This is a genomic window from Variovorax boronicumulans NBRC 103145, assembly GCF_001591345.1.
GTDB classification, from domain to species: Bacteria; Pseudomonadota; Gammaproteobacteria; order Burkholderiales; family Burkholderiaceae_C; genus Variovorax; species Variovorax boronicumulans.
On sequence record NZ_BCUS01000163.1, the window covers coordinates 1 to 11658 of the forward strand.

14 protein-coding genes are annotated in these 11658 nt (G+C 70.5%); 9 read left to right on the forward strand and 5 right to left on the reverse strand.

Annotated elements, in window-relative coordinates:
* On the reverse strand, positions 1 to 914 hold a 914-nt coding region (locus tag VBO01S_RS28770; protein ID WP_062481877.1), incomplete at its 3' end, for a LysR family transcriptional regulator.
* A gap of 128 nt (positions 915 to 1042) precedes the next feature.
* On the opposite strand from VBO01S_RS28770, the gene VBO01S_RS28775 reads away from it, so the two are divergent.
* Positions 1043 to 2596 (forward strand): M20/M25/M40 family metallo-hydrolase, encoded by a 1554-nt coding sequence (locus tag VBO01S_RS28775; RefSeq protein WP_157627487.1) that lies wholly within the window; start codon positions 1043 to 1045, stop codon positions 2594 to 2596.
* A gap of 24 nt (positions 2597 to 2620) precedes the next feature.
* Here the strand turns inward: VBO01S_RS28775 and VBO01S_RS28780 are convergent, their stop codons facing one another.
* Positions 2621 to 3472: a symmetrical bis(5'-nucleosyl)-tetraphosphatase gene (locus VBO01S_RS28780; RefSeq protein ID WP_062481883.1), complete on the reverse strand. Its 852-nt coding sequence runs from the start codon at positions 3470 to 3472 to the stop codon at positions 2621 to 2623.
* Between the two features lie 23 nt (positions 3473 to 3495).
* On the opposite strand from VBO01S_RS28780, the gene VBO01S_RS28785 reads away from it, so the two are divergent.
* The 6 genes from VBO01S_RS28785 (at position 3496) to VBO01S_RS28810 (ending at position 9272) form a co-directional block, all read left to right on the forward strand.
* A complete protein-coding gene (locus tag VBO01S_RS28785) occupies positions 3496 to 4806 on the forward strand; it encodes a hemolysin family protein (RefSeq protein WP_062481886.1) in 1311 nt (436 codons plus the stop codon).
* 16 nt (positions 4807 to 4822) lie between these two features.
* Positions 4823 to 5764 carry a lipopolysaccharide kinase InaA family protein gene (locus tag VBO01S_RS28790; RefSeq protein WP_062481889.1) on the forward strand — a complete coding sequence of 314 codons (942 nt, stop codon included), beginning with the start codon at positions 4823 to 4825 and terminating at the stop codon, positions 5762 to 5764.
* 40 nt (positions 5765 to 5804) lie between these two features.
* On the forward strand, positions 5805 to 6776 hold the full coding sequence (locus tag VBO01S_RS28795) for a hypothetical protein (RefSeq protein WP_062481892.1): 972 nt from the start codon (positions 5805 to 5807) through the stop codon (positions 6774 to 6776).
* Positions 6777 to 6786: 10 nt separating this feature from the next.
* Complete coding sequence (locus VBO01S_RS28800; RefSeq protein WP_062481895.1) at positions 6787 to 8115, forward strand: adenylosuccinate synthetase; 1329 nt, start codon at positions 6787 to 6789, stop codon at positions 8113 to 8115.
* An 18-nt stretch (positions 8116 to 8133) separates the two neighbouring features.
* Positions 8134 to 8559 (forward strand): hypothetical protein, encoded by a 426-nt coding sequence (locus VBO01S_RS28805; RefSeq protein ID WP_062481898.1) that lies wholly within the window; start codon positions 8134 to 8136, stop codon positions 8557 to 8559.
* Between the two features lie 77 nt (positions 8560 to 8636).
* Positions 8637 to 9272 carry an FABP family protein gene (locus VBO01S_RS28810; protein WP_062481901.1) on the forward strand — a complete coding sequence of 212 codons (636 nt, stop codon included), beginning with the start codon at positions 8637 to 8639 and terminating at the stop codon, positions 9270 to 9272.
* A gap of 6 nt (positions 9273 to 9278) precedes the next feature.
* On the opposite strand, the gene VBO01S_RS28815 is transcribed toward VBO01S_RS28810, so the two are convergent.
* A complete protein-coding gene (locus VBO01S_RS28815; RefSeq protein ID WP_062481904.1) occupies positions 9279 to 9635 on the reverse strand; it encodes a tetratricopeptide repeat protein in 357 nt (118 codons plus the stop codon).
* Positions 9636 to 9735: 100 nt separating this feature from the next.
* On the opposite strand from VBO01S_RS28815, the gene VBO01S_RS28820 reads away from it, so the two are divergent.
* Together VBO01S_RS28820 and VBO01S_RS28825 are read left to right on the forward strand one after the other, a co-directional pair.
* On the forward strand, positions 9736 to 10248 hold the full coding sequence (locus VBO01S_RS28820; RefSeq protein ID WP_062481907.1) for a DUF2165 family protein: 513 nt from the start codon (positions 9736 to 9738) through the stop codon (positions 10246 to 10248).
* A gap of 48 nt (positions 10249 to 10296) precedes the next feature.
* Positions 10297 to 10641 carry a hypothetical protein gene (locus VBO01S_RS28825; RefSeq protein ID WP_062481910.1) on the forward strand — a complete coding sequence of 115 codons (345 nt, stop codon included), beginning with the start codon at positions 10297 to 10299 and terminating at the stop codon, positions 10639 to 10641.
* Positions 10642 to 10645: 4 nt separating this feature from the next.
* Here VBO01S_RS28825 and VBO01S_RS28830 read toward each other — a convergent pair whose 3' ends face one another.
* Positions 10646 to 11110 (reverse strand): GNAT family N-acetyltransferase, encoded by a 465-nt coding sequence (locus VBO01S_RS28830; RefSeq protein ID WP_062481913.1) that lies wholly within the window; start codon positions 11108 to 11110, stop codon positions 10646 to 10648.
* Positions 11111 to 11114: 4 nt separating this feature from the next.
* The coding region (locus VBO01S_RS28835; RefSeq protein ID WP_218005423.1) for a substrate binding domain-containing protein at positions 11115 to 11658 on the reverse strand (544 nt) is incomplete at its 5' end.

An 11658-nucleotide genomic window follows, 5' to 3' on the forward strand; every position in this document is an offset into this window, starting at 1 on the left:
GTGCCGCCGGCCGCCGGCAGCTGTTCGCGCAGGTAGGCCAGGAAGGTGCGCACCACCTCGGGCAGCGTGCGATCGGCCAGCGTCTGCAGTTCGACCGAACGCCCGCGCATGCCGGGCTCGCGGATCTCGGCCGCCACCAGCTCGCCGCGCTGCACGCGGTCGCGCACCGTGATCTCGCCCGTGATGGCCAGCCCGCCGCCCTGCAGCACGAAGTTGGCAAGGGCCTCGAAACGGTTGCTCACCAGCACGGGCTCGAACACGAGGCCGCGGTTGCTGCAACCCACGTCGAACAGCTGGCGCACCGTGTTCTCGGGGCTGCCCAATGCGATGGGAAAGGGATGCATCTGCGCCAGCGTCACGCTGCGCGACTTCGCCAGCGCATGGTCGGGCCGCATGATCGCGAACACCGACGCCGCCTGGCGATGCTCGACCCGGATGCCGCGCACCGCCGCGCGGCTGTAGGTCAGGCCGATGTCCGCCTCGCCGAGCAGCACGGCATCGCTCACCTGCGTCGGCCCGGTGGCATCGAGCCGGAAGCGCACGCCCGGGTACTGTTCGCGGAACGCCGCGATGGTGCGCGGCAGGAACTCGTTGGCGAAGCCCGAGGAGCAGGCGATGCGCACCCGCCCGCTCAGCGGCCCCTGCAGCGCCTGGATGTCCGACAGCACGCGCTCGGCCTCCAGCGCGCCGCGCAGCGCGTGCGCCGCCAGCAGCTCGCCCGCGGCGCTGGGCACCATGCCGCGCGGACGGCGCTCGAACAGCGGCGCGCCCACCAGGGTTTCGAGCGTGGCCACCTGGCGGCTGATGGCCGAGATGCTGACGTTCAGCCGCGCGGCGGCCTCGGTGAGCGAGCCCGTGCGGGCCACTTCGAGGAAGTAGCGCAGCGAGGTTTCCTGCAGGCGGCGGCTGGGCATGGGGTGGCGTGAGGTTTGCACTGAATGCAAAGGTAGCTCAAGAAAATAGCAATTGTTGAAAAGGTGCCCGCTTTTTATGCTGCGCAGATCCCCGGTTCCCCGTCCTGCTCCCTTCTGCGCTGCCATCCATGTCCAACCCTTCCCCCCGTTCCCCCCGCCGCCTGTTGGCGCTGCTCCCCACGGCCGTCCTGCTGCTGGGCCACGGCCTCGCGCAGTCGGCCGAACTCTCGCCGGCCCAGGCCGAGCGCCATGCGCAGGGCACCTACCGCGAGTACTTCGAGCTGCTGGCGCTGCCCAACGACGCCACCGTGCCGGAGGACATCCGCAAGAACGTCGACTGGCTGGAGCAGGCCTTCCGCAAGCGCGGCTTCACGACGAAGCAGCTGCCCAACAGCGGCAAGCCGATGCTCTTCGCCGAGTTCCCGGGCAGCGACCCGGCGCGCAAGACGGTGCTCTTCTACATGCACCTCGACGGCCAGCCGGTGATCCCCGCGCAGTGGGCGCAAAAGAGCCCGTGGACGCCCGTGCTCAAGCGCAAGACGGACAAGGGCGAGTGGGAAGAGATCGATGCGGCCCCGCTCTTCAGCGGCCCGCTGGACCCCGAGTGGCGCGTGTTCGGCCGGGCCTCGGCGGACGACAAGGGCCCGATCATGATGCTGCTGGCGGCCATCGACGCGCTGAAGGCCGGCGGCGGACAGCCGGCGGTCAACGTGAAGGTGATCCTCGACAGCGAGGAAGAAAAGGGCTCGCCGTCGATCAGCCAGGTCATGCAGGCGCACCGCGAGCTGCTGCGCAGTGACGCCATCGTGATCCACGACGGCCCCATGCACGCGACCAACCGGCCCACGCTGGTGTTCGGCAACCGCGGCGCGGCCGATGCGCGGCTCACCGTGTACGGCGCCAAGGTCCCGCTGCACAGCGGGCACTACGGCAACTACGCGCCCAACCCGGCGCAGCGCCTGGCCAGCCTGCTGGCCACGATGAAGGACGACACCGGGCGCGTGACCGTGCCGGGCTACTACGACCGCGTGAAGATCGGCGAGGCCGAACGCAAGATCATGGCCGCCGTGCCCGACGACGAGGCCGCGCTCAAGCGCCGCCTGGGCATCGCGCGCACCGACCGGGTCGGCGCCAACTACCAGGAGGCGATGCAGTACCCCTCGCTGAACGTGCGCGGCATGGCCTCGGCGGCCGTGGGCGACAAGGTGGCGAACATCGTCCCCGACAAGGCCGAGGCCGAGATGGACCTGCGCACCACGCCCGACTCCGACGCGCCCTACCTGGGCAAGCTGATCGAGGCGCACATCGTCAAGCAGGGCTACCACCTCGTGAAGGGCGCGCCGACCGACGAGGAGCGCGCCCGCTACGACAAGCTCGCCAGCTTCAGCTACCGCAGCGAGGGCGCCGACGCGGCGGGCTCGCCGATCAACTCACCGATCGGCCAGTGGGCCTACAAGGCGCTGACCGACACCTTCGGCACCACGCCCGAGCCGGTGCGCATCCGCATGATGGGCGGCACCGTGCCGACGGCGGAAATCGTGCGCGTGCTGCAGGTGCCGTTCGCGATCATTCCGCTGGTGAACGCCGACAACAACCAGCACGCGGCGAACGAGAACCTGCGCATGGGCAACTACGTGACCGGCGTGCAGACGGTCTACGCGCTGATGACGCACGGGTTCTGAGCCCCCGGACGGGGCGGGTGCCCGTCAGGCCCCCTTGCCGGGCTTCTGCGCCTGCTCGCAATTCACCTGGACCAGTTCGCGCTGGTCCAGCGTCGTGCCGAAGCGCACCGCGCTGAGGCAGCCGCCCCACACGCAGCCCGTGTCGGTCGACAGCAGGTCGGGCCGCGAGAGCCAGCCCAGCGTCGACCAGTGGCCGAAGGCGACGGTGGCCGCGGCCGTCTTGCGGCCCGGCACGTCGAACCACGGCAGGTAGCCCTCGGGGCCGGGAATGGCGCCGTCCTTGCTCTCGAACTCCATCACGCCCTCGGGCGTGCAGTAGCGCAGGCGCGTGAGCGCGTTGACGATCACGCGCAGCCGCGCATGGCCCGTGAGCGCGTCGTCCCAGTGGTCGGGCGTGTTGCCGTACATCTCGTGCAGGAAGTCGCCCAGCGCGGGGCCGCGCAGCACCGACTCGACCTCCGACGCCAGCGCCAGCGTGTCGCCCACCGTCCATTGCGGCAGCACGCCGGCATGCACCATCAGCAGGTCGCCGCCGCCGACCTGCATGTGCAGCGCCATGTGCTGCTGGCGCAGCCAGTCGAGCATCGCCTCGCTGTCGGGCGCGCCCAGCAGGCCGGCCACGGTGTCCTTGCGGCCGCCCTTGCGCACGCCGTGCGCCACGCCCAGCAGGTGCAGGTCGTGGTTGCCCAGCAGGCTGCGTGCCGAGGCGCCGTAGCCCTGCAGGCGGCGCAGCACCGCGGCCGAATCGGGGCCCCGGTTGACCAGGTCGCCGAGCACCACGAGCGTGTCGCGGCTGGGAGAGAAATCGATCTTGTCGAGCAGCCGGCCCAGGGGGGCATCGCAGCCCTGGACGTCGCCGATACAGTAAAGTGACATTCCCTCATTCTCTCCCCCCGTTCATGGATGTCTTCCTGCTGGCCTTGCTGACCACCCTCAATGCGGTGTTCGCAATGTCCGAAATGGCCCTTTCCACCAGCCGCCGCGCACGCCTCGCGGCCTTGGCCGAAACGGGGGACACCGGGGCGGAGGCTGCGCTGAAGCTGATGGAATCGCCCACGCAATTCCTCTCGACCGTGCAGATCGGCATCACGTCCATCGGCATGCTCAGCGGCATCGTGGGCGAGGCCGCCTTCGCGGCGCCGCTCGCCGTGTGGATGGAAGGCCTGGGCATGGGCGCCGGCACCTCCAGCATCGTGTCGACCGCGGTGGTGGTGACCTGCATCACCTTCTTCACCATCATCTTCGGCGAGCTGGTGCCCAAGCGCATCGGCCAGCTGTACCCCGAGCCGGTGGCGCGCTTCGTGTCGCGCCCCATGCGCGGGCTGGCCAAGGCGGCCAAGCCCTTCGTGTGGCTGCTGGCCGGCGCCACCGCCACCACGCTGAAGCTGCTGCGCATCGACGCCAACGCCGCGCGCTCGGTGACGGAAGAAGAAATCTCGGCCAGCCTCGAAGAAGGCGTGGACGCCGGCGTGATCGAGCAGCACGAGCACCAGATGGTGCGCAACGTGTTCCACCTGGACGACCGCCGCCTGTCGTCGCTCATGATCCCGCGCGCCGACATCGAATGGCTCGACGCCTCCAACACCGTGGCGCAGGCGCTGCAGAAGGTGGCGGACGCCGCGGCGCTCAACCTCGTGCACTCGTGGTACCCCGTGTGCCGCAACTCGCTGGACGACGTGGTCGGCGTGATCAGCGTGGCGCACCTGCTGCGCCTGGGTTCCGCCCACAAGGGCGTGCTCGGCCAGGAGGCCACGCCCGCCGTGTTCGTGCCCGAGACGCTCACCGGCATGGAGCTGCTCGAGCAGTTCCGTACGCGCGCCGGCCGGCTGGTGTTCGTGGTCGACGAGTACGGCGTGGTGCAGGGCCTCATGACCCCGCGCGACCTGCTCGAGGCCATCACCGGCGAGCTGCAGCCCGGCATGCAGGCCGACGCCTGGGCCCACCAGCGCGCCGACGGCATGTGGGAGCTCGACGGCCTCATGCCCGTGTCGGAGCTGCGCGCGCGCCTGGGCATCCGCGAGCTGCCCGATGAAGAGCGCGGCCGCTACAACACCGTGGCCGGCCTGCTCATGTCCGTGTCGGGCCACCTGCCCGCCGTGGGCGAGCACATCGATTGCGCCGGATGGTGCTTCGAGGTCGTGGCGCTCGAAGGGCGCCGCATCGACCGCGTGCTGGCGTCGCCGGACCCGGCCGCGCCGCAAGAAGACTGAAGAGGAGGGCGCGGCCATGCTGTCGCTGCTTGCACTGAGTTGCCCCCAATGCTCGGCCCCGCTGCCGCGCGCGGCGCGCTGGCGCACCGTCAACTGCGGCTACTGCGGCGCCACCATCACGCGCGGCACCGAAACCGTCGAGCGCGAGAGCTTTCGCGCCGCCTGGCGCCGCGCCAACGCGGCGCAGCTCGCGGACACCGGCCGGCTGCTGCAATGGCGCGGCGCGCACTACCGCGTGCTCGCGCCGCTGGGCCAGGGCGAACACAGCGAGGTGCTGCTGGCCGAACGGCTGGGTGCCGTGCCCGAGCGCGTGACGATCAAGCTCGCGCGCGAAGAGGCCGGCAACGCCGTGCTCGCACGCGAGGCCGCCGTGCTGCAGGCGCTGCAAGCCCTGTCGGTGCCCGGCGCGGCCTACTTCACGCGGCGGCTGCCGCAGCCGCTGGGCCTGGGCGTGGCGCAAGGCCTGGGCGACGGCCAACGGCAGGCGCTCGTGCTGCGCCACCCGACCGGTTTCTGGGGCAGCCTGCAGGAGGTGCAGCAGGCCAATCCGCAAGGCATCGATGCGCGCCATGCCGTCTGGCTCTGGCGGCGCATGCTCGAGGTGCTGGCCTTCGTGCACGGCGCCGGCTGGACGCACCGCGCACTCGCGCCCGCGCATGCGCTCGTGCATCCGCGCGACCACGGCGTGTTGCTCATCGGCTGGTCGCAGGCCAGGCAGGACGTGTCGGGCGGCGCCATCGGGCGCGACCTGATGGCGTCGGCGCGCAGCGTGCGCGCGCTGCTGTCCGATGGCGCCACCTCCGCGCCGCTGGCCGCCTTGCTGCGCGAGTGCAGCGACGACGCCGTGGCCTGCGAGCGCCTGGGTGCGCAGGGCATCGAGCAGGCGCTGTCGGCCGCCTCGCGCGAGGCCTTCGGGCCGCCGCGCTTCGTTCACTTCGACCCCGCGCCGGCCGGCTAGCCGCCAGCCTTTCACTTTTTCCTCACGAAGGAGCACGTCCATGGGTTACGGAAATTACTCGCACGCCGCCCACGCGGCCATCGTGGCCGACCGCGCCGCCAAGTCCGGCAGCGAGGTCTTCACGCAGACCGCCACGCACGCGCTCATGAACCCGCAGGGGCTCAAGGTGCGCGAGTCGCGCGACAACGCCGACCATCCGAACTCGCTGGGCATCGCCTTCGCGCTCGACGTCACCGGCTCGATGGGCGACATCCCGCAGACCCTGGCGCGCCGCGAGCTGCCCACCTTCATGAAGCTCTTGACCGACTGCGGCGTGGCCGACCCCCAGCTGCTCTTCATGGCCATCGGCGACGCCACCTCCGACCAGGCACCGCTGCAGGTGGGGCAGTTCGAATCGACCGCCAACCTCATGGACCAGTGGCTCACCTGGAGCTACCTCGAAGGCGGCGGCGGGGGCAGCGGCGAAGAAAGCTACGAGCTGGCCTTCTACGTCATGGCGCAGCACACCGACATGGACTGCTGGGTGAAACGCAAGAAGCGCGGCTACCTGTTCGTCACCGGCGACGAGCTGCCGTACCCGGCCGTGTCGCGCCACCAGGTCGAAGGCCTCATCGGCGAGAAGCTCGACGAGGACATTCCCATCGAAGAGGTCATCGCCGCCGCGGCCGAGACCACGCACCTGTTCTTCCTGATTCCCGACGCGCAGCGCCGCCGCCGCTGCGAGCCGCGCTGGCGCGAGCTGCTCGGCGATCACGTGATCTGCATGGACTCACCCGACGACGCCTGCGCCGTGGCGGCCGGCATCGTCGCGCTCACCGAGAAGGCCGTGCCCAGCCTCGACGCGCTGGCCGGCGTGATGGCCGCCACCGGCATGGCCAAGGAGCGCGTGGGCGGCGTGCTGCACGCGCTGGACGGCTACGCCGCGCTGCTCGACCCGACTGCACCGCGCCGCGCCGCGCCGGCCGCCGGCAACGGGGCGCGCAGCGCGTGGTGGAAGCGGCTCTTCGGCTGACGGCCTGCTGTTGACTTCCACGCGCTACGTCTCGCTGCTCGGCCTCGGTTTCGGCGACTGCGGCAAGGGCCGCTTCACCGACTTCCTGTGCGGCGCCTGGGGCGCGCACACAGTGGTGCGCTTCAACGGCGGCGCGCAGGCCGGCCACAACGTGGTGCTGGCCGACGGCCGCCACCACACCTTCTCGCAGTTCGGCGCGGGCAGCTTCCACGCTGGCGTGGCGACCGTGCTCGCCAGCCCGGTGGTGGTGCACCCGACCGCGTTGCGCGTCGAGGCCGAGGTGCTGCAACGCGCCGGTGTGCCCGACGCTTTCGCGCGTCTGTTCATCGACGCGCGCTGCCGCGTGACCACGCCGTTCCACCAGGCCGCCGGCCGGCTGCGAGAGTGGGTGCGCGGCGCGGCCGCGCATGGCAGCTGCGGCGTCGGCGTGGGCGAGACCGTGCGGCAGGCGCTGGCCGCGCCCGAAACGACGCTGCACTACGGCGATCTGGTTCACCCCGCGCACACGCTCGAAAAACTTGAAGCCTTGCGCGTCGCGCTGCACTGCGAGTTCGCGAACGTGGTGCCTTCGTCGGCCGATGCCGCCCAAGAACTTTTCGTACTCGCCGACGCCTCGCTCGCACAACGCTGGCTCGACGCCGTGCAGCCCTGCCTGCGCCAGTCGCCGCCCGCGAGTGCCGACGTCATCGGCGAACGGCTGGCGCGCGCCGGCACCGTGCTGTTCGAAGGCGCGCAGGGCGTGCTGCTCGACGAGTGGCGCGGCTTTCATCCGCACACGACCTGGAGCACCGTCTCCACCGCCGCCGTCGAGGCAGTGCTGCGCGACGTGGGCATTGCATCGCCCGTTCAGCACCTGGGCGTGCTGCGCAGCCACCTCACGCGGCACGGCGCCGGGCCACTGCCCACGCACGACCGCGCGCTCGATGCGCGGCTGGCCGAGCCGCACAACGCCGACGACGGCTGGCAGGGCGCGTTCCGCCGCGGCCACCCCGACGCGGTGCTGCTGCGCTACGCGCTCGCCGCCGCCGGGCCGCTCGACGGGCTGCTCGCCAGCCACCTCGATGCGCTCGCGCGCGCGGACCTGCGCTGGTGCACCGGCTACCGCGATGCCGACGGGCGCACGCTGTCATCGCTGCCCCTGAGCGATGCGACCGACCTCGACCACCAGCACGCGCTCACCCGCCTGCTGGAAGGCGCCCAACCTTTGTATGACCCGCAACCCGTCGCCAGCGCCCCCGAGTGGGTGCGGCGCGTGGAAGCCCTCAGCGGCCTGCCTGTGCGCTTCGGCGCGTTCGGCCCGGTGCGCGAGGCCGTCCGCGCGCGCGACCTGCTGCGTTGACCTGATGAGAAAGCCTGCGTGACCCCCAACGTCTTCCTGATCGCCGGCGCCGTGCTGAGCGCCATCGCCGCGCTCTTGCACATCTGCGTCATCTTCGGCGGCCCGGCCTGGTACCGCTTCTTCGGTGCGGGCGAGCGCATGGCCGCGAGCGCCGAGGCCGGCCACCTGTACCCCGTGGCCGTCACGCTGGTCATCGCCGGCATGCTGGGCGTGTGGGCCGTCTACGCGCTGGCAGGCGCCGGCGTGCTGCAGCCACTGCCGCTGCAGGCGCTGGTGCTGCCTGCCATCACCGCCGTGTACCTGCTGCGCGGCCTTGTCGCTGTCGCGATGTGGCTGTTCGACCGGCGCCGTCTCAGCGCTTTCTGGGTGTGGAGCTCGCTCGTGTGCTTCGTGTACGGCGTGGTGCACCTCGTCGGGCTCGTGCAGGTCTGGGACACGCTCTGACCACGACCCGCCACCGCACTCAAGCAGAATCCGAATCGAAGCAACCTCGTCCTGTTTTCCCTCCCACGATCGACACCATGACCACTCCCGAAGACATTTACACCGAACCCCCCGCCGATCCCGACACGCTCGCCAACCTGGGCCCGCTGCGGCCGCTGGCCGGCATCTGGGAGGGCACGAAGGGCGTCGACGTCAAGCCGAAGAAAGAGGGCCCGAAGACGCAGGTCTACGTCGAGCACTACGAGCTGCAGCCCATCGACGCGCAGACCAACGGCCCGCAGCTGCTGTACGGCCTGCGCTACCACACCTACATCCACAAGCCCGGCCTCACCAAGATGTACCACGACCAGGTCGGCTACTGGCTGTGGGAGCCGGCCACCAGCACCGTGTTTCTCACGCTGGCCATTCCGCGCGGGCAGGTGGCCATGGCCAGCGGCCACGTGAAGCCCGGCGACACCGAGTTCACGCTCAGCGCCGAGCACGGCAGCCTGGTGAACGGCATCGTGTCGAACCCGTTCCTGGAGCGCGCCTTCACCACGGTGGCGTGGAACATCACGGTGAAGATCAACGCCGACGGCACCTGGTCGTATGACCAGGACACCGTGATGCAGATCCTGGGCCAGGCCGAGCCTTTCCATCACACCGACCGCAACACGCTCACGCGCGTTGGCGAGCCCGGGCTCAATCCGCTGGCGAAGACGGCGGCGGCCTGAGGCCGTTCAGTCGGCGGGCGGCTTCGGCGTGCGCAGGCGCCGCAGCCGCACGGTGAGTTCCTTCACCAGCTGAAGCTCCCCGCGCCGCTGCGCCACCTCCAGCGCCTGCGCGAACGAGGCCTCGGCCTTCGCAGAATCGCCGAGCGCCAGCGCGAGCAGACCCTGCAGCCGCCACGCGGCCGTGAATTCGGGGTCGAAGGCGAGCGCTTTCTCGACATGCATCAGCGCCGTGGGCGCGTCGTCGCGCCGGTGGTGCGCCAGTGCGAGGCTCATGCGCAGCAGGGCGCCGTCGCGGCCGGCGGCCAGCAGGCGTTCGAGCGCTTCCGGTGAGGGGCCGGGTGGGGTGGGGGCGGCGGTGTTCATGGCGTTCGTTCGACCTTCCTTGAGGGACTTTGAGCGCAGACCGGCGGGCGCGTCAATATCAAAGAATAATCTTTGATATTTAACGCCGCAGGCGCCCCCGATGAATCTCCCTACCTCCGTCTGGCTGTTCCAGTCCCTTCACGCGCTGGGCATGGCGCTGTGGCTTTCGATTGCGGTGCGCAACAACTGGCGCGGCTTTGCGGGCTCGGCGTTCGCGGTCGGCGGCACGATGTCGATGGCGCCGTTGCGCGTCGATCCCGCCATCGACACGCCCTTGCTCACGCGGGCCATCCGCTCGGTGGCACTGCACCGCGCGGCGCTGGGCGTGGTGCTGGCACTGCAGTTGGTGGCGGCACTGGCGTTCTGGGCCGGCAGCGCGATGCTGGTGGTCGGCGGCGACCTGGCCACCGCACGGCCGTGGCTCAACCTGGGGCTCGCCGGCTTTGCCGCCTTCCTCTTCGCGATGCACCTGGGCGGCCTGTGGTTCGCCTACTGGATTCGGCAGGATGGCTTGCAGCTCACGCACCTCGTGCTGTTGCTGTGGGTGCTGGCGGCGTTCTTCCTGTTCAACCTGTCGTGCATTGATGCCGTCTTCGTCCTACGCGCGCGGTGAGGCCGCGCCCACAGCCCGCGCGGCGCGCTGCATTCACCATCGGTCCCCATGAACAGAGTGATTCTTGCGTTCCTGGGTGTGGCTGCCTGCACAGCGGCCATCGTGGCCAACGCCGAGCCCGTCAAAGTGCCCATCAACAGCGACGACAAGGGCACGGCCTACATCGCCCCCAACGTGAACTCCACCGAAACCTCGGCCCGCACGAACGGCGCCACGGTCGGCGTGCAGCGCCCCGACGGCAGCGCCCTGGAGGCCGGCACCGACACCTCGGGCAAGCGGCCCACCTATTCGGTCGGTGCCAAGACCGGCGGCGACGTCTCCTTCTCGGGCGGCGCGCATTCGGACGGCAAGGCCAACACCGGCGTGAAGGCCGGCGTCACCATCAAGTACTGATCGGTCAGACCATCGTCGCGTAGACGATGAAGCCCTCGTGCTTTGCCATCTTGTCGTAGAGCATCCGCCCCGCCGCATTGGTCGTGTGCGTCTGCCAGTACACGCGCTGCCCGCCCGCACGCCGCACTGCGTCGTACACGCCCTGGATCAGTTGCCGGCCCACGCCCCGGCCGCGTTCGGACGACTGCGTGAACAGGTCCTGCAGGTAGCAGGTCGGCTCGATGCGCGTCGTGCTGCGGTGGAACAGGTAATGCACCAGCCCCACCAACTGCCCCTCGCGTTCGGCCACCAGCGCATGCACCGGCTCGTACGCATCGAAGAAGCGCTGCCACGTGGCCTGCGTGATCGCCTCGGGCAGGGCCGTGGGGCCCTCGCGGCCGTAGAAGGCGTTGTAGCCGTCCCAGAGCGGCTTCCAGGCGGCGAAGTCGTCGGGCTTGGGTGGGCGGATCAGGAGCGCGGGCGTGGTCATGAACTCAGGGGGCCTTTCCATTGGGCACGGGGGTGTTGCGCGCCACGATGGCGGCGTTGACGGGACAGGCCGGCAGCGCCACCGGCACTGCCGCGGGCATGGGTTCGGGCACCGGCCCCATCGATTTTTCGAGAAAGTCGAGCATCGCGCGCATCGCCGCGCTGTTGTGGCGGCGCTGCGAGTACGCGGCATACAGCCAGTGCTCGTGCGGCATGTGGTCGCGCAGCACCGGCACCAGCGCGCCGCGCTCCAGGTGCGACTGCGCCAGCGGCTCGGGCACGTAGGCCACGCCCACGCCGCGCAGCGCCAGCTCGATCAGCGCCACTGCATCGTTGGCCTCCATGCGGCTGTGCACCGCCACCTCGTGCGGCTGGCCGTCGGTTTCGAACGGCAGGTGCGTGGTGGGCATCGGCGAATAGCTCAGCACGTCGTGCCGCGCCATATCCTCGGGCACCTGCGGAATGCCGCGCTGCGCCCAGTAGGCGGGCGACGCGCACACCACCATGTCGAAGCGCACCAGCCGGCGCACGATCAGGTTCATGTCGTCG